The organism is Pseudomonas sp. NPDC089918 (genome assembly GCF_050280605.1).
Classification (GTDB): domain Bacteria; phylum Pseudomonadota; class Gammaproteobacteria; order Pseudomonadales; family Pseudomonadaceae; genus Aquipseudomonas.
Map to the genome: position 1 here is coordinate 19,735 of NZ_JBNNVP010000055.1, position 17,593 is coordinate 37,327.

Annotated in this window: 16 protein-coding genes and 1 pseudogene; 7 read left to right on the forward strand and 10 right to left on the reverse strand. The window is 61.2% G+C overall.

What is annotated here, in order from left to right:
• Window positions 1-62 precede the first annotated feature (62 nt).
• The 6 genes from ACQKPC_RS27050 (at window position 63) to ACQKPC_RS27075 (ending at window position 2,770) form a co-directional block, all read left to right on the forward strand.
• Window positions 63-359: a DUF5629 family protein gene (locus ACQKPC_RS27050; RefSeq protein ID WP_008011324.1), complete on the forward strand. Its 297-nt coding sequence runs from the start codon at window positions 63-65 to the stop codon at window positions 357-359.
• Entirely contained in the window at window positions 352-1,521 is a 1,170-nt protein-coding gene (locus tag ACQKPC_RS27055; RefSeq protein WP_427627620.1) for a lactonase family protein, read from the forward strand. Before ACQKPC_RS27050 ends, ACQKPC_RS27055 begins: the two co-directional genes overlap by 8 nt.
• Window positions 1,522-1,677: 156 nt before the next feature.
• Entirely contained in the window at window positions 1,678-1,857 is a 180-nt protein-coding gene (locus tag ACQKPC_RS27060) for a hypothetical protein (RefSeq protein ID WP_007901164.1), read from the forward strand.
• A gap of 206 nt (window positions 1,858-2,063) precedes the next feature.
• Window positions 2,064-2,189, forward strand: coding sequence for a hypothetical protein (locus ACQKPC_RS27065; RefSeq protein ID WP_007901166.1), 126 nt, complete (start codon window positions 2,064-2,066; stop codon window positions 2,187-2,189).
• Window positions 2,190-2,303: 114 nt separating this feature from the next.
• Window positions 2,304-2,516 (forward strand): hypothetical protein, encoded by a 213-nt coding sequence (locus ACQKPC_RS27070; RefSeq protein WP_427627607.1) that lies wholly within the window; start codon window positions 2,304-2,306, stop codon window positions 2,514-2,516.
• The gene (locus ACQKPC_RS27075; protein WP_008067953.1) at window positions 2,513-2,770 is read left to right on the forward strand and encodes a hypothetical protein; all 258 of its coding nucleotides are present in this window, start codon (window positions 2,513-2,515) and stop codon (window positions 2,768-2,770) included. Before ACQKPC_RS27070 ends, ACQKPC_RS27075 begins: the two co-directional genes overlap by 4 nt.
• Window positions 2,771-2,936: 166 nt before the next feature.
• Here ACQKPC_RS27075 and ACQKPC_RS27080 read toward each other — a convergent pair whose 3' ends face one another.
• From ACQKPC_RS27080 to ACQKPC_RS27125, 10 genes are all read right to left on the reverse strand, one after another.
• On the reverse strand, window positions 2,937-3,539 hold the full coding sequence (locus ACQKPC_RS27080) for a glutathione S-transferase (protein WP_427627609.1): 603 nt from the start codon (window positions 3,537-3,539) through the stop codon (window positions 2,937-2,939).
• Complete coding sequence (locus ACQKPC_RS27085) at window positions 3,536-7,177, reverse strand: AAA family ATPase (protein ID WP_427627611.1); 3,642 nt, start codon at window positions 7,175-7,177, stop codon at window positions 3,536-3,538. The genes ACQKPC_RS27080 and ACQKPC_RS27085 overlap by 4 nt, the downstream gene beginning before the upstream one ends.
• Window positions 7,174-8,418 (reverse strand): exonuclease SbcCD subunit D C-terminal domain-containing protein, encoded by a 1,245-nt coding sequence (locus ACQKPC_RS27090; protein ID WP_427627613.1) that lies wholly within the window; start codon window positions 8,416-8,418, stop codon window positions 7,174-7,176. Before ACQKPC_RS27090 ends, ACQKPC_RS27085 begins: the two co-directional genes overlap by 4 nt.
• A gap of 275 nt (window positions 8,419-8,693) precedes the next feature.
• Complete coding sequence (locus tag ACQKPC_RS27095) at window positions 8,694-10,343, reverse strand: BatD family protein (protein ID WP_427627615.1); 1,650 nt, start codon at window positions 10,341-10,343, stop codon at window positions 8,694-8,696.
• Entirely contained in the window at window positions 10,340-12,076 is a 1,737-nt protein-coding gene (locus ACQKPC_RS27100) for a tetratricopeptide repeat protein (protein WP_427627616.1), read from the reverse strand. Before ACQKPC_RS27100 ends, ACQKPC_RS27095 begins: the two co-directional genes overlap by 4 nt.
• Entirely contained in the window at window positions 12,073-13,167 is a 1,095-nt protein-coding gene (locus ACQKPC_RS27105) for a vWA domain-containing protein (RefSeq protein ID WP_427627617.1), read from the reverse strand. The genes ACQKPC_RS27100 and ACQKPC_RS27105 overlap by 4 nt, the downstream gene beginning before the upstream one ends.
• On the reverse strand, window positions 13,160-13,654 hold the full coding sequence (locus tag ACQKPC_RS27110; RefSeq protein ID WP_007901179.1) for a DUF4381 domain-containing protein: 495 nt from the start codon (window positions 13,652-13,654) through the stop codon (window positions 13,160-13,162). Before ACQKPC_RS27110 ends, ACQKPC_RS27105 begins: the two co-directional genes overlap by 8 nt.
• Window positions 13,651-14,595 (reverse strand): DUF58 domain-containing protein, encoded by a 945-nt coding sequence (locus tag ACQKPC_RS27115; protein ID WP_008067941.1) that lies wholly within the window; start codon window positions 14,593-14,595, stop codon window positions 13,651-13,653. Before ACQKPC_RS27115 ends, ACQKPC_RS27110 begins: the two co-directional genes overlap by 4 nt.
• A 5-nt stretch (window positions 14,596-14,600) precedes the next feature.
• A complete protein-coding gene (locus ACQKPC_RS27120) occupies window positions 14,601-15,560 on the reverse strand; it encodes an AAA family ATPase (protein WP_007901181.1) in 960 nt (319 codons plus the stop codon).
• Window positions 15,561-15,854: 294 nt separating this feature from the next.
• Entirely contained in the window at window positions 15,855-16,208 is a 354-nt protein-coding gene (locus tag ACQKPC_RS27125; RefSeq protein ID WP_192342863.1) for a hypothetical protein, read from the reverse strand.
• A gap of 503 nt (window positions 16,209-16,711) precedes the next feature.
• Between ACQKPC_RS27125 and ACQKPC_RS27130 the strand changes: the two are divergent.
• A pseudogene (locus tag ACQKPC_RS27130) lies at window positions 16,712-17,593 on the forward strand (NAD-glutamate dehydrogenase); the annotation flags it as partial.

The following is a 17,593-nucleotide window of genomic DNA, read 5'->3' on the forward strand; positions in this document are numbered from 1 at the left end:
GGAACGATCATTGCGGTGTGATGAGCTATCATTGCGCCTTTCCCATTCAAAGATTGACTGCCATGACTGCCGTAACCAACACCTTGCTCAGCGCCCTCGAAGTTTGCGACATGCTTGAAATCGACGGGCTGCACGCTTTCGACTTCTCCCTCGATGAAGACGATAACCTGCACATCGAATGCATGGACGGTCGGGCGCTCAAGCGCTGGGAGTTCAGCATGGCCCAGATCGCGGCGGCGACGTTCGATCCCGACTTGAAGAGCTGGATCATTACCGGTGATTCCGGCGAGCATCGGCTGGTGCCTATGGAAGCGTTCGGCGGTGGTGACGACGAGGACGAAACGAATGAGGATGCGTAACTTCTGGCCACTGTTGATGGCCGGCAGCGTCGGCGCAATGGGCGTGCAGGCGGCAGCGGCCGACAGTTACGAATTGCTGGTGGGCTCCTACACCGCCGGCCAGAGCCAAGGGATTTATCGTCTGAACTTCGACAGCCGCACCGGGCAGATCGACGCCACACCCCTGCAAGTGGTGAAGAGCGCCAACCCGTCCTGGCTGGTCGTGTCCAAGGATCAACATCGCCTGTTCGCGGTCAACGAAAACGGCCCGGGCCAGGCGGATCCGGTAGGGCGTATCAGCAGTTATGCAATTGACCCGAAGACCAATGAATTGAACCTGATCAGTCAGGTGCAAACCCTGGGCAACGAGCCGACGCACTCGAGCGTCAGCGGTGATGCCAGTCACGTGTTTGTCAGCAACTACTCGGTGGCTGAAGACCCGGGCGGCACCCTGGCGGTGTTACCGGTGGGCACCGATGGCAAGCTAAAACCCGTGGTGCAGATGAGCAGTCATCCGTCCAGCCGGGTCAACCCTGAGCGGCAGAAGTCGGCACACGTGCATTCGGTGGTTTCATCGCCGGATGGCCAATACGTGTTTTCCAACGACTTGGGAGCGGACAAGATTTTCGTCTATCGCTTCGACCCCAAGGCCAATCCGGAACGACCATTGACCGCCGCCAAACCCGCGTCCGTCCAGTTGCCACCTGGCAGCGGGCCGCGACATCTGCTGTTCAGTGCCGATGGCAAGCACGCCTGGCTGACCATGGAAATGAGCGCGCAGGTCGCGGTGTTCGATTACCGCGACGGCAAGCTTGAGCAAACGCAGTTGGTCGATCTGGCGGCGGGCCTGCCTACATCGGGCAAGGCTGCGGCTGCGCTTCACGCCTCGGCCGACGGCAAGTTCCTTTACGTCAGCAACCGTGGCACCACCAATCAGTTGCTGGTGTTCGCTATCGACCCGGCGACCGGCCATCTCAAGGAGCTTCAGCGCCGCTCCGTGGACGGTGATCACCCGCGCGAGTTCAGCCTCGACCCGAGTGGCAAGTTCGTGCTGATTGCCAACCAGAAGAGCAATCAGATTGTCGTCGTCGAGCGCGATGCCAAGACCGGTCTGTTAGGTAAAACCGTGCAGAAACTGCCGATGGATGCCCCCAGCGATCTCAAGTTCCTGGTGCGTCAATAGACCGCAGGCCCCGGTTGATGGGGCCTGCAACCTTCTATTAATGAGACTGATATCGGCTAATGCTACAAAGCATTTCAAGGCGCCGCCCCTCGGGCGTTAAGTTTGCTTCACGGCCCCACCGGGCAAGCAAGCCAACTGAACCCGAGGAATACCGCCATGAACTTCAATCTCTTCTCTGTCATCGCCGCTTCCGCTATCTCTGCCACTGTTGCACTGCCTGCCAGCGCCAACGTTGAAATCAGCGACAAAAAATCCCACGCCCAAAGCTATACCCAGAAATACCTGCAACAGAGCGCCAACTTCTACGCCGCGCTGGATCACAAAACCCAACACTGAAATCTGAACCCTGCACCTTTTATGCAGGAGCGAAGTCACTTGCCGATCGACCTGCAAGGCGTCGAAAAGCATCGAAGTGATGTCGCTCCTGCATAACGCGTTTACGACAGCATCATATTGCTATCAATGTATTGCTTGATATCACATGGCCATGAGTTTAGATTTGACGCTGATTTTTTGACTCCTTCCCTAAAAGGATCGACAGCATGGCGATGCGTCTGGCAGTGGTTCTCCTGTTTCTCTATTCCACCCCGATTCTATCGGCTGCCCAGCCCGTTCCCAACGAGCCGGATGCGGCCCGCGAGCGCTTGATGAGTTTTATCGAGGACTAAATACGCTGGGGTCATGATCAATAAAACTGATAGCGACTATGCATAAAGGTCGCTAGTTAACTTGTGTTTTTTGATCGATTCTGTGGGCACTGAAACATGCCCACGGAGAACACCATGGCCAGCGCAATCATCACTTCTGCCAAACACGGCGCCTACCTGGCCATCGGTCTTTACGTGGCCATGGTGTTGGTCGTCAGCCTTTCGGCTCAATCGCAACAAAGCCTTCAAGCACCGATTCAGGTCGCTTATCCCGCCATTCAATTCGAACACCGTGCGCCAAACGTATTGGTCGATCATGCCGACGTGGCGGGAGTGGTGGGGGCATGAAGGGACGCAAGCTCTGGGTCATCGCCTTCCTGGCATTCATGACCAATGGCGCTTCTTTGCTTGGGATCGGGCAGGGTTCGGCGGGATCGGTGGCGCGGGCTATCGAATGCAACCACAACATCGCCCACAACATTCAGACTGCCAAGGCTCTGGAGCTGTTGGTGGGCAATCCGCCGATCAAACCCAATGGTGAATTCTTCGGGCCGTTCCAGGTGGATTGCTCGGTGTTGGGGATGTGCGCGGTGTTGGCCTGAATCCCCAACATATGAGGTCAATTGTGGCGAGGGGGCTTGCCCCCGTTGGGGTGCGAAGCAGCCCTGAATCAGGTTTTCGTAATTTGTCAGATGAAACTCAGTCGCCGGTTTTACGACTGCTGCGCAGCCGAACGGGGGCAAGCCCCCTCGCCACAATGGAATGCTCTTACTTTTGCTTTGCCATCACACCGGTGAACAGGTCTGACTCGATGAAGCGCTGCAACCACGCCTGCAATCGCACATAAGGCGTCTGCCCGAACCACTCGCGATCCACGTGGGCGAACTGCCGCACGAACGGCATCAGGGCGATATCCGTCAGGCTCGGGTGATCGGCCAGCAAGTAGTCACGCCCCTCCAGCAATTCATCCAGCTTGCGCAAAAACACCTCGCCCTCAGACCGGTAAAACGCCATCGGCTGCTCGGGATAACGCTCGGCGTACTTGTAGCGATTCAGGTGCAACTTGAACACTTGATCGTTCTCTTCGATCAACGCGGCGCTGCGTTGCTGTGCTTGCGGGTCATCCTTGAGCAACCAGTCTTGCGGATCGTTCTGCGCCAGTGCCCAGCGCATGATGTCCAGGCTTTCATCGATCACCCGCCCATCCACACTCAGCACCGGTACTGTGCCTTTGTTCGACAGTGCGAGCATTTCGGCGGGTTTGGCCTTGAGGCTGACCTCGACGATATTCACCTCAACCCCCGAGTAGCGCAGGGCCATGCGGGCGCGCATGGCGTAGGGGCAGCGGCGGAACGAATACAGCGTGTTCATTTCACCTCCAGCGTACTCAGGCCGTTGCCTTGACGGTGAACCTGGATTTGCACCGGGATCCGTTCATGCATTTCCTGCACGTGGGAAATCACCGCGACCTTGCGTCCTTGCGCCTGCAAACCGTCGAGAGCGTCCATGGCCAGTTGCAGGGATTCAGGATCGAGACTGCCAAAGCCTTCGTCGATGAACAGCGATTCGATTTTCAGTGTGCTCGAAGCCATCGACGCCAAGCCGAGCGCCAGGGCCAGCGACACCAGGAACGTCTCGCCGCCGGACAGCGAATGCACCGAGCGCAGTTCGTCGCCCATCTCGGTGTCCATCACCAATAACCCGAGCATGCTGCCGCCACGTTTCAACCGATAGCGCCGCACCAGTTGCCGCAGCTGGACGTTGGCGTGATGCACCAGCAGGTCGAGGTTGTAGGCTTGGGCGATTTTGCGGAAGGTGTCGCCGGTGGCCGAACCGATCAGTGCATTCAACCGCGCCCAGCGCTGATACTCGGCGTAGGCGTCGGCGATTTGTTGCGCCAGCGCCTGATTGGCATTCTGTCGACGTTGATCCTCGGCCTGTTCTGCGCGCAATTCGGCGCAACGATGTTCGCTGGCGGCGAACAGGTTTTGCAGCTCTGCCAGCGTCGTGGCCAGTTGTTCGGCATCGAGATTGCCGTTGTGCTGCGCCTGATGATCGAACAGGCGCTTATCCCGCTCCTGCAGCAGCACTTTGGCTTGCTCGATGGCTTTTTCGCTCTGCTGCAAACGTTGACGCAGTTGGCTGACGTGTTGGTCGTCGACGCTCAACAGATCTTCCAGTCCGCCGTCGTCCAGTTCTGGATGTTGTGCGCGCCAGTCGGCGATCTTGGCGCTCAGCTCGCGGTCTTCGGTTTCCAGCGCTAACAGTCGTTCTTGCTGAGCCTTCAGCTCAGCGGCCAGTTGCACAAGCCGCGTGCGTACGGTTTGCAGTTCCTGATTGGCCGTTGCTTCGGCAGTGCGCGCCTGCTCGACGGCCTGATCAAGTTGCTGCTGCCACTGTTCGGCGCTGGCATGTTCGCCCAGCAGTTGCGTCAGTTTTTCCTGGCAAGCCTGTTGCTGCCCGGTCAGCGCCGTGAACTGCTGCTGCGCAGCTTCCTGTTGCTGGATGCGGGTCTGCTGTTGGTACTGTTCTTTCTCCAGCGTCTGCTGGCGCTGTTGCTGTTCGCCGAGTTCTTCGCGCTGCTGGTCGAGTTGTTGCAGGCGCTGGGCGATCTGCCGGTCGAGCTGCATGAAGGTCGCGGCGGGTTCGTTGCGCAAGGCCTCCAGCGTGTCGGCCGGGAGCAGGGTGCTGAACGCCTTCAGTTCTTCGTCCAGACGATGGCGATCACTGCTCAGTTCACGTTGTTGGTTGATCAGGTGTTGTGTGGCTTGCTGACTCGCCGTTTCAGCACTGCGCAGTTGCTGCGCAAGGCGCGCGGCATCCTGTTGCAGGGTGAGCAGGGCGGTTTGCCGTTGTTCATCCTGCGTGATGCTCTGGTTCAACTGGCTGCTTTGTTGGGTTAGCCAGGCATCGCGTTTGCTTGCGTCCTGGGCCAACAGTTGCGCGGACAGTGGGTGCGCCTCCAGGCTCGGGGTCAGGCTTTGTTGCTGAGTCGCGAGCTGTTCTTGCTGTTGCAGCAGTTCTTTTTGCTGAGCAATCAAGCCGCCGACTTCGGCACGCAGATCGGTGAGTTTTTCCTTGAGCAGGTCGACGGCTTTCTGAGCGTTGGCCTGTTCGCTTTCATCATGCCGGCCGAGGCTTTGCAGCAAGGCTTCAGGCTGGTGATAAGGATGATCCGGGCTGCCACAAACCGGGCACGGCTGATCGTCCTGCAACTGCGCGCGCAGTTCTTCGACACTGGCACTGCGCGCCAGACGCTGACGTTCCAGCAGTTCGCGGGTAACGGTCAGGGTCTGTTCGGCGACGCTTAGTTCGGCCTTGGTCTTCACCCCGTCCTGAGTCAGACGATCGCGGTCTTGCTGAGCGGCGAGTTGCCGCTGTTGAAGCTCGGCGCCGCGTTTGTCCAGTTCCTGCTGGCTGGCCCAAAGCCGCGTCAGCTCTTCAAAGGCCCGCAGTTGCTTGCGGTTGTCCTGCAGCAAACTGCCGAGGATCTGAATCTGCTCGGCCACCGCTTCAGGCTCGGCGCCAGCTTCTTTGTACAGCACCTCAAGGCTCTGGCGTTGTGTGGCCAGTTCCTCGGCGGCGCGAGCGGCGCTTTGCTCAAGGGCGGCCAGTTCGGCCTGGCCCTTGTTCAGGCGATTGCCGATCAGCATCAGTTGTTGCAGGCGATCGCGGTAGGCGTTCCAGGCATCGCCCAATGGCGCCAGATGAGTGCTTTGCTCAAGCTCCCCGGCAATCCGCTGCAACCGTTCGGCGACCTGTTTCTGTTGCTCGAGCAAACCCTGAATCGTGCCCTGACCCTGAGTGCAGGCCTGTTCCGCCTGCTGCTTGAGGTCGGCACTGAGGCTGGCGTCCTTGACCAGGCGGGCGAGGGTGCTTTGCTCTTCGAAGGCTTGGCGCAGCAGTGGCGCTCTGGATGTGTGTTGGCTTTGCGCGTGGGTCAGCGCCGTTTGGGCGGTGCTCAGGCTCTGTTCGAGTTGAGTCTGTCGCTCGATCAGCTCGCTTTGCTGTTGCGTGTGTTGCTGAATCTGCGCTGCCAGCGGCGTGAGCTGGGCGGTAAGTTCGGTCTTGCGCGCGAACTGATGCCGTTGCGGGGCCAATTGCTCCAGGCGAGTCAGCTTCAAGCGCTCGCCGGCCAGGCTGTTCCAGTGTTGCTGGGCAGATTGCAGTTGCTCGGTGGCGCTCTGTTGCGAGTCTTGCAACTGGCGCAGGTCCTTGAGCCAGGTGTGTTGCAACTCCAGCTGTTTGAGCTGCGCCTGCTGGGTCTTGAGTTGCTGCTGAGCGTCGTTGAAGCGCTCATCGAGTTCGGCCCGGGCTTCTGGCGACAGCGGCGTCACCCCGGTGGCCTGATCCTGCAACAGCTTGTGGGCTTCGCGAGCTTCCTTGGTCTTGTCAAAGGCGCGGCGACCGAGACGGGTGTAGAGCGCGGTGTCGGTGAGCTTTTCCAGCAGCTCGCTGCGGTCGTTGTCGTCAGCCTTGAGGAAGGCGCTGAACTCGCTCTGGGCCAGCATGACGGCGCGGGTGAACTGTTCGAAGTTCAGGCCCAGCGCGGCTTCGAGCTGTGCTTTGTATTCGCCTTTCTGGCTGGCCAGCAGTTGATCCTGATCGATGTCACGCAGGCTCTGGCGACTGGCTTGCAGTTTGCCGCCGGCCTTTTCCCTGGCGCGATTGGCCTCCCAGCGAGCGCGATAGCGGCGACCGTCGATGCCGACGAAATCCACTTCTGCATACCCTTCGCCGGTGCCACGCCGTAGCAGTGTGCGCGGGTCACCAGTGCCGATTTCACCATCGGCGTCCGGGACCTTGGCGTCGCGGCCGGTGTTGTTCAGGCGTGGCACGGCGCCAAACAGCGCCAGGCACAGGGCGTCGAGCAGTGTGCTTTTGCCCGCACCGGTCGGCCCGGTAATCGCGAACAGACCGGCACTGGCCAAGGGCTCCGCAGTGAAGTCGATTTCAAACGGCCCGGCCAAAGAGGCGAGGTTTTTCAGGCGGATCGCGAGAATTTTCATGGTTGTTCGCTCTCCATCTGCACGTCTTGCAACAGCTCGGCGAAGTCCTTGAGCGTTTGCTCGTCGACCTCGCTGCCGTAGTTGTCCTGCCACGCGCGGCTGAACAGTTCCTGGGGCGAAAGCTGATCCAGTTCGATCAAGGTTGTGCCGTCATCGACGCCGTCGCGGCTGCCGTTGCCGGCGTACTCGGCAGCAATCCGCACCAGCCGCACGGCTTTGCCTTGCAGGGCGGTTTCCACTTGATGGCGCAGGTCCGGTTGCGGTTCGTCGAGACGGACCCGCACTTCCAGCCACGGCTGGCGCTGGATATCGGCGAGCAGGTCGATGTTGGGCAGGTCGGCCAGTTGCAACAGGATTTCCGCCAACGGCGCGGCGCCGAGGCGTTGCAAGTGGACAGAGCGCGGAATCAGGCGCGGTTCGACGCTGACCAATGTTTCGCCATCGAGCTGAATGTCGAGGATCTGATGCTGGTAATTGATCTCGGAGAACGACAACGGAATCGGTGAGCCGCAGTAGCGGATGCGCTCTTCACCGTTGACCTTCTGCGGCTTGTGCAAATGCCCGAGGGCGACATAACTGATGCTCGGCCCGAACAGACTGGCGGGCAGGGCTTCGGCGTTGCCAATGATCAGGCTGCGCTCGGAATCTTCCGAGACCGAACCACCGGCCATGTGCGCATGGCTGATGGCGATCAACGCCTGGCCCGGCTTGCGCTTGGCGTTGGCCGCTTCGATCAGCCATTCATGAACCTGGCCAATGCCGCGCAAGTAGTTATCGCCCAAATGCGCGCCGGTCACTTCGGCGGGGCGCAAGAACGGCAACGCCAGGCACCAGGCGGCAATTTCGCCGCTGGCATCAGGCAACGGCAACAACAAACGTTCGGCATCCAGTTGGCCGTCATCGAGCCACAGCACGCGACCGAGGGCGTGAGTGCGCAAGCGCCGCATCAACGGCGCGGGCAGTTCGATGCGCGAGCCGGAGTCGTGGTTGCCGGCGATCATCACGATGGTCAGCAACGGCTGCTGCTCGTGGGCGCTGACGATGAAGTCGTAGAGGCGTTCCTGGGCTTTGACCGGCGGATTGACCGTGTCAAAGATATCGCCGGCGATCAGCAGCACATCGGGCTGATCCAGCTTCAGCTGACGCAGCAGCCAGTCAAGGAAACAGGCGTGCTCGAAATCGCGCTCCTGGCCGTGCAGGTTCTGCCCAAGGTGCCAGTCGGAGGTGTGAAACAGACGCAAGGCGTACTCCGCAACAAAATAAGGTGATGGCCGCGAGGAAAAGGGTGGCGGCTAAAGAGGGGAGAGTTTACTGGCAAACACATGGGATGTGGTCAGACACTGATTTTGTGGTGAGTGGGGCTTTTCTGTGGCGAGGGGGCTTGCCCCCGTTGGGGCGCGAAGCGCCCCCCTACAATTCGTCAGGCCCACCGAGTTGCCTGGATTCACGACTGCTTCGCAGCCGAACGGGGGCAAGCCCCCTCGCCACAACAGCTCATTCATTCCATTGAGCGGGATTATTTCGGATAAAGCGGCGGCAACCCGGTATCGCCAACCAGATCCTGAACCCCTTCGGCCGTGGGGATCGCCCGAATCGCGCGCCAGAGATCCTCGCCCTGCCAGTACTGACCGGTTTCGCTGTACAGCGCGCCGTTCAGGCCGTCCAGTGCATCAGACAGCGGCACAAAACGCGCCGCCATGTCGGCCAGGGTTTCCGGTTGTTGTCGTGCCCAGGCGTCGAGGGCCTGGCGAGTGGCGTGGGAGTCGTTGGCCTGACAGGCGCGTTTGAGGTCGTCGAGCAAGGTGCGTGGGCTTGGGCCGGTCTGCGCCGCCCGCAGGATCGCCGGTTGCCAGCGGGCGCGCCACCAGAGGCCGAAGCCCAGCAGGGTGGTGCAGGCCAGGATCACGGTGCTGAGTTTCCACCAGAGGGCTTCGTTGTTGGCACCGGACATCACCTGCGGGCTGCCCGCCGGGGTATCGACGATCAGGCTTGGATTGCTCGCCACTTGCAGCGTACGGGCCGGCAGGCTGCTGTGTTCCAGATGATCCTCGAAGGTGTTCCACCAGACCACTTCAACGCTTGGCAAATCAATGTTGCCGGTGCGGGTCGGCACCAGGGCTTCACGGTCCTCGCGACTGCCGATCAAGCCGCGCTCGCTGCTCTGGTTGCCCAGCACCGGTTGATCCGGGTAGCGCCGCAGGCCGTTGATCTCGGTGGCGGGCAACGGTGGCAATTGCGAACTGGCGAGGCCTTCGGCGTTCAGGGTCAAGCTGCGGGTCAGCGAGTCGCCAACCTGCAAATGATCCGGTTCCGGGCTCCAGCTTTCGCCGAGGCTCAGGCTGCGGGCCGGCAGCCAGGGAACATCGGCCGGATACGTGTCGGGTTTGGCCTTGACCGTCAGCGGGATCTCGGCGGATTTGACGCGCATCTGCTTGCCCGGTTTTGGCCCTTGAGGTGTTGCGTCCTGGGACGGCCGGGTATCGACCGGCGTGGCACTGAACATCTGTGCCGGAATGGTCAATTCACCGCTGTGCTGCGGGTAGATCGCGTAGCGCATTTCGATCACGCCATGGCGCAATCCGTTGATGACTTTTTCGTAGGTGCGCGACTCGCCCAGCTGTTCGATGCGCGTATCGGGAATCTGCAACGGGGTCAGGCTGCTGTCGTCGTACAGCGACACCGAATGGTAGATGCGCAAGGTCAGGATCGCCTGAGCCTGCACATAGACGCTGTTCTGGTCGAGGCTGGCTTCGATGAACACCGGCGCCAGTGTGTTGCTGCTGTCCTGGGTTTCGCTCTCGATCACCTGCACGGTAATCGGCTGGCTCTGGACGTCGCCCAGTTGCAGCGATGGAATCACCACGCTGCCGTTTTGCCGGGGCAGCAGGGTGATGATCCAGCGCGTGGTCGCCTGAGTGTTGCCGTTGAGGGTGTTCAGTTGGTTGACCTGGCGGGTGCCGCGCACTTCGAACAGCGGCTCCAGCGGGGACAGGTCGGGTTTGCCGAACTGGGTCACGTCGCTGGTCTCCAGGGTCAGTTCGACCGTCTCGCCGGAATTCAGGCGGCTGCGATCGACGCTGGCGACCAGCTCCACAGCCTGGGCCTGAACGGTGCAGAGCAACAGGGCGGGCAACAATGCGAGCAAGAAGGCGGTGAAGCGGGTCATCGAGTTTTTTCCTGATCCTGATGTTGTTGCTGTTCGTACCAGAATTTGCGTCTGAGCAATTCGCCGGGGTCATCCGGGATCTTGCGCAGCCATTGCTCCAGCGCCTGGCGCTGTTCGCCTTCAATCATGTCGCTGGCCGGGCGTCGTGGTGGCGTGGTGCTTTGCTCATCCCCCAACTCGCTGCCCGGGACTTCATTGGCGCCCGGTTGCGGTGGCGTCGTGGGCGGCTGCCCGGCGTCCGGTGTGGTCTGCTCAGCGTCGGTTTTCGGCTCGCCATTGCTGGGTTGGGTGGCGCTGCCCGGCGGCGGTTCCTGGGTGATGGTTTCGGTTTTGCCATCGGCGGTTTTGTCCGGCTCGACGGGCGGCGCTGAGGTTTTCTGCTTGAGCAGGCTTTCCACCAATGCCTTGTTGGTCAGGGCCGGGCGTAGATCCGGTTGACGTTCAAGGGCTTGATCGTAAGCATCCAGCGCTGCTTCCAGCTCACCGCTTTTGGCCAGGGCGTTACCCCGATTGTAGTGGGCGTGGGCATCGGTGCCTTGGGTAAACCGCTGGGCGGCGCCACTGTAGTCGCCGGCCTCATAGAGCGCCACGCCTTGCCACTGCGGATCTTCGAAATGCTGCGCGGCCTCAGCCGGGCGCTTTTGTTTGAGCAAGTGCAGGCCTTGCTGATCGGGACGCAGCCACAAGTCTTCGAAATCGAAGGCGTAGCTCGGTTGCGGCAGCAGGAACAGCAGCGGCAGGCAGAACAGCCAACCGCGGCGCCCGGCACAGGCGGCCAGTAATAACAGCGGCAGTAGCAGCCAATAGCCCTGATCGGCCCAGGTGTCGAGGCGCAACGTCTGACCGTCGTTGCGCAGATCCCGTGGCCCATCGAGCAGGCCAAGGCCGCGCAGGTCGGCATCGTCCAGACGCGCCTGGCGATAACGTCCGCCCAGGCCATTGGCAAAGGCTTTGAGGCTGGGGCCGTCCAGGCGGGGCACCAGAATGGCGCCCAGGTCATCCTTGAGGAAACTGCCGTCGTCCTGCGCGACCGGCGCACCTTCGGCGGTGCCGATACCGAGCATCAGAAATTGCGTGGACTTGTCGTCCAGCGCCTGACGAATCCCTTGGCGTTCCTGTTCCGTCAGCGACGAACCGATCAGCAGGATCCGACCTTGACCGAGTGCGCCCTGATCCAGCAGCGCAAGGGCCTTGGCCACTGCCAGATCGGCACGATGACCGGCTTGGGGCATCAGCGACGGCTTGAGCGCATCCACCAGGTTGCGGCTGGTCGACAGGTCATCCGACAGCGGCACCAAGGTGTGGGCGCTGCCGGCGTAGACGATGATTGCTGTCTGCGCGTCGCTGCGATTTTGCAGCAGATCGAACAGTTTGCGCCGGGCTTGTTCCAGCCTGTTTGGCGCACTATCGGTGGCGAGCATTTCCGGGGTCAGCTCAAGCAACACCACCAGCGGGTCGGCGGGTTTCTGGCTGGTTTGTTCGACGCGCTGCCAGCTCGGGCCCAGCAGGGCCAGCACGGTCAGCACCCAGGCCAGGCCCAGGGCGACCCACGGCAGTTTGCTTTCGCGACCGCTGCCACCACTGAGCAACGCGGCATGGAAGGCCGGCGGCAGAATCATTTGCCAGCGGCCAGCGCGTTTCTGTCGATGCCAGAGTTGCCAGAGCAACCAGCCCAGCAACGGCAACAACAGCAGCCACCAAGGGCGGAACCAGTGCGGCCAGAGCGCAATCATCGGCGCCTCCGCAGGCGCAGGCGTTTGAGCCGCTGACGCCAGTCGGGCAGTTGCGTTTGCAGAAACCGCTCTTTGGTAAACAGCTCCTTGCTAAACAGCCGTTGCAAAGGGTTATCCGGCCAGCGCTCGCGGATCACCAGCAGCATGCTCAACAGCAGTGCCATCGCCAAAGGCCAGTGATACAACGCTTGGGCCGGGCGGGCCTGAGTGGGTTGCTGGGTCACCGGCTCCAGTTTGTCGAGGGTGCGCTTGATCGCTTGCAGTTCTTCGCCGTCGCGGGCGCGGAAGTATTGGCCGCCGGTGGCTTGGGCGATGGCTTTCAAGGCCGGTTCGTCGAGGTCCAGGCTCGGGTTGATGCCAAGGAATCCCAGGGTGCCGCTTTGTTCCGGGTCGGCGCCGATACCGATCGGGTAGATTTTCACCCCTTCGTTGGCTGCCAGCCGTGCGGCGGTCAGCGGATCGATTTCACCGCCGTTGTTGGCACCGTCGGTAACCAGAATCAGCACGCGGCTTTGTGCCGGGCGTTGGCGCAGACGTTTGAGGGCCAGGCCAATCGCGTCGCCGATGGCGGTGTTTTTGCCGGCGATGCCGATCCGCGCTTCGTCGAGCCATACGCGCACGGTGTGCCGGTCGAAAGTCAGCGGCGCTTGCAGATACGCCTGGCTGCCGAACAGGATCAAGCCGACCCGGTCGCCGTCGCGGCTTTCAAGAAAATCACCGAGCAAATGTTGCACCAATGTCAGTCGGCTGACGTCTTCGTCCTGCCACTGCATGTCGGGAAAATCCATCGAGCCGGACACGTCCACCGCCACCAGCAAGTCGCGGCCGCTGGCGGCAATCGGCAGGGGTTCGCCGAGCCATTGCGGGCGCGCCGCGGCGATCAGCAATAACAGCCACAGCAAAATGAATGGTGCTTGCTGACGCCACGCTGGCAGATTCGCCCGGGCACGGCGGCGAGCGAGGCCTTCGAGGTCGCTCAGGAAGCTGACTTTGAGCGCCGGTTCGCCACTGTCGGCCACCGGCAGCAGCACCCGCATCAGCCAGGGCAGTGGCAGCAGGGCGAAGATCCACGGCCAGGCGAACTCAAACATGTTTGCGAATCCAGGTGTCGACAGCTTGAGTCAGGCCGGCGATGGCCTTGTCGTCGAGTTTGCATTCGGGTTTGTAGGCGCCTTCCACTAGCACCATCCAGCGCGTGAGGCCGGCGGCCGGGCAGCGGTTATCAAGGAACGCCAGCCATTTGCGACCGTTAAGGGTGTGGCTCTGGCTGTAGGGGTAATGGTTGCGACACAGGCGTTTGAGCAAGCCGTTGAGTTGCTGCAGCCAGGCACCGGCCGGGGCGCCGTCGTAGGGCTTGGGCATCCGGGCGAGTTCGGCCAGCGCAGCCAGACGCACCGGGTCCAGCGGTTGTTCGGCACGGACGATAGGGCGCTTGTTCGGGATGAAGCGGCGCAACTGCCACAGGCCGAAACCGATCAATGGCAGCAATAACAGCAGCAGCCACCAGCCCGGCGCCGGCGGCCAGAAGCCGATCGGTGGCGGGGAAATCAGCGGTTGCAGTTGATCGAGGCTGCTCATCGACCTTTCCCCGGACGTTGAGGATTGAGGTATTCGCGCAGTTGCTCGACCATTTCGCTTTGGGTGCTCAAAGGCATCAGCAATACCCGCAACTTTTGCGCCAGCAGCTCCCAGCGGGCGATGCGCGCTTCAGCCTGTGCGCGATAAGCCTGGCGCAAGTCGAAATTCAACGTGTCGAGTTCCAGCTGTGCGCCCCGTTCCGCGAAGCGTAAAAGCCCGGCAGCGGGCAGGGCGTGATCCAGCGGGTCGGACACGGGCAGCAGCAACAGGTCGCAATGGCGCGACAACAGGCTCAGCTGCTGTTCGGCACTGTCGGACAAGGCGCGTTCGTCGCAGATCACGATCACCAGGCTGCCGGGGCGCAATACTTCCCGGGCGCGGCGCAGGGCAATGCCGAAGGCGTCGCGGTCGGGCTCGCGTTCGGTATGCAGCGACTGATTGACCCGCACCAGTCGGTTGAGCAATTGCAGCAGGCTTTGCTTGCTGCGTCGCGGTTTGATCTCGTAATGCTCGTCGTCGCCGAACACCAGCCCGCCGACCCGGTCGTTATGGCCCAGCGCGGCCCAGCCAATCAGGCTCGCCGCCTGGGCAGCAAGCACCGATTTGAACATCAGCCCGGAGCCGAAAAACAGTCGACGGCTCTGTTCGACCATGATGAAAATCGGCCGCTCGCGTTCTTCGTGGAACAGCTTGGTATGGGGCTCCTGGGTCCGGGCGGTGACGCGCCAGTCGATGCTTCGCACGTCATCGCCGGCCTGATACACCCGCACCTGATCGAAGTCCACCCCGCGCCCGCGCAGTTTGGAATGGTGCAGGCCGATCAGCGGGCTGCGCTGGCTCGGCGTGGAAAACAACTGCACTTCGCGCACGCGATGACGCATCTGGATCAGCTCGGAAAGGCTGACACGGATGCCCGGCTCGGGCGGCAGGAGGGCGTTCATCGGGGTCAAGCGACGGCTACGACGTCGAGAATCCGCTGGACCACCCGGTCCTGGTCGATGCCAGCGGCTTCGGCTTCGAAGGAAAGAATGATGCGGTGGCGCAACACATCGAACAGCACCGCCTGAATGTCTTCCGGGCTGACGAAGTCGCGACCGGCCAGCCAGGCGTGGGCCCGGGCGCAACGGTCCAGGGCAATGGAGCCACGGGGGCTGGCGCCGTAGGCGATCCATTCGGCCATTTCCGGGTCGAACTTGGCCGGCGTACGTGTGGCCATGACCAGTTGCACCAGGTATTCCTCCACGGCGTCGGCCATGTACAACCCGAGGATTTCCTTGCGCGCGGCGAAGATCGCCTGCTGGCTGACTCGGCGTTCGGGTTTGGTTTCGCCATGCAGCGCTTCGCCGCGAGCCTGTTGCAGAATCCGGCGCTCGACGGCGGCGTCAGGGAAACCGATTTTCACGTGCATCAGGAAACGGTCGAGCTGGGCTTCGGGCAGCGGGTAGGTGCCTTCCTGCTCGATGGGGTTTTGCGTGGCCATGACCAGAAACAGCGGCGACAGGTCGTAGGTGCTGCGCCCGACGCTGACCTGGCGTTCGCCCATGGCTTCAAGCAGGGCCGACTGAACCTTGGCCGGAGCACGGTTGATTTCGTCCGCCAACACCAGATTGTGGAAGATCGGGCCTTGCTGGAATACGAAACTGCCGGTTTCCGGGCGATAGATTTCCGTGCCAGTGATGTCGGCTGGCAGCAGGTCGGGGGTGAACTGGATGCGATGGAACTGTGCTTCGATGCCTTCGGCGAGCTCTTTGATGGCCTTGGTCTTGGCCAGGCCCGGGGCGCCCTCGACCAGCATGTGGCCGTCGGCGAGCAAGGCGATGAGCAAGCGCTCGATGAGTTTTTCCTGGCCGAGAATCTGCGTTGAAAGAAAGGTTCGCAGCGCGAGCAGCGCTTCACGATGTTCCATCGATGACTGTTCCTGGAAAGGGTGACCGAAGACGTTCGAATAACGCCAGGGCTGGGGGCGTTACTTTAATCCATCGCGGGGGGCGGCGACCAACGGCATTTTGTGCAAAGTGCGGGAATTGATGGGCAAAATTGTTGGAAATTTGTAGACAAGGGGCAGGGGGGTGATTTGGCTGGCCTCTTCGCGAGCAAGCCCGCTCCCACAGTTAACCGCGTTCTTCCAGGAAAAATGCAATCAAATGTGGGAGCGGGCTTGCTCGCGAAGGCGTCCGTTCAGGCACTGAGATTCCGAGGCTCAGAGCTGGCTGATGTAAGTACCAGTCCCCTTGAGGATGTTCTGCAAGGTCTCTTCCACCTCAGCCAGATCCTGCGCATCGGTGCTGTGCAGGATTTCCAACGAATCTTCGCCATCGAGCACATCGGCGTCCGCGGCGGCGATTTCGATCAGCAGGCGGTCAGGGCTGAGGGTGACTTTCACACCGTTGAGGGCCGAAGGCTTGTCGTGGAAGATGATCTCCAGCTCATCCTCGTCCGGAAAGCGGCTCATCAGGAACATTTCGCCGTCAGCGCTGGTGCAGCAGAGCATGGCCAAGTTGTCTTCTTCTTCGTCGCACGGGTTGACGATCAAGAGGTCAGTTGTCATTTGCATGGGGAAAATCCTGGCTCGGCGAGCGTGGTGAACGTTACAAAAAGCAATTCTGCCAGCCTTGGGGAATTTCTGCTCGGCTGAGTGTCAGAAGATGTGTCGTGAACATTCGGGGTGTTACTGGTCATTTTTGGCACGCAGGTGCCGTAAAACCGGGCATAAAGCGCCCGATTTTCTACACGACTGCTAATGTTGTTCGAGGCACCTGCCGCGTGCTGCGTACCGTTGACCGAATATGTCGCAGCGCTGCAAGCATGGCCCTTGCCGCAGTCGTTAAGCTGCGCAACGGATGAGCACCCGTAAAGGCATTGCGCTGCACCCAGGCCAGTCGTTTTTGCAGATGCCCATTCTTGGAAGGTGAATGTGACCTGAGTGTCTCGTCCAGCTTCACCCACCTGTCATCCTGTTTCCTCTGCCCGAGAATCAGGAACAGGGTGACGGATTGCCCCGAAAGGGGTTTGCACGCGACGCTTCCATCAATAACAAGCCCAAGCGGAGTACCACAGATGGCGTTCTTCACCGCAGCCAGCAAAGCCGACTTCCAGCACCAACTGCAAGCGGCACTGGCGCAGCACATCAGTGAACAGGCACTGCCACAAGTGGCGCTGTTCGCTGAACAATTCTTCGGCATTATTTCACTGGACGAGCTGACCCAGCGTCGGTTGTCCGACCTCGCCGGCTGCACCCTTTCTGCGTGGCGCCTGCTTGAGCGCTTCGATCACGCGCATCCGCAAGTGCGCGTCTACAACCCTGATTACGAGCGCCACGGCTGGCAGTCGACCCACACCGCGGTCGAAGTGCTGCACCACGATCTGCCGTTCCTGGTGGACTCGGTGCGCACCGAGCTGAACCGTCGCGGCTACAGCATTCATACCCTGCAAACCACTGTGCTGAGCGTGCGTCGCGGCAGCAAGGGCGAGCTGCTGGAAATCCTGCCCAAAGGCACCCAGGGCGAAGGCATTCTGCAAGAATCGCTGATGTACCTGGAAATCGACCGTTGCGCCAACACGGCCGAACTGAACGTCCTGACCAAAGAGCTGGAGCAGGTTCTCGGTGAAGTCCGCGTCGCGGTCGCCGATTTCGAACCGATGAAAGCCAAGGTCCAGGAGCTGATCGAAGGCATCGACAACAGCCAGTTCATCATCAACGCCGACGAAAAGTCCGAAATCAAGAGCTTCCTGGAATGGCTGGTGGGCAACCACTTCACCTTCCTGGGCTACGAAGAGTTCGTGGTGGGCGAGGATCAGAACGGCGGTCACATCGAATATGACCAGAATTCGTTCCTCGGCCTGACCAAACTGCTGCGTGCCGGCCTGACCGTCGACGATCTGCGCATCGAAGACTACGCCGTCAACTACCTGCGCGAACCGACGCCGCTGTCGTTCGCC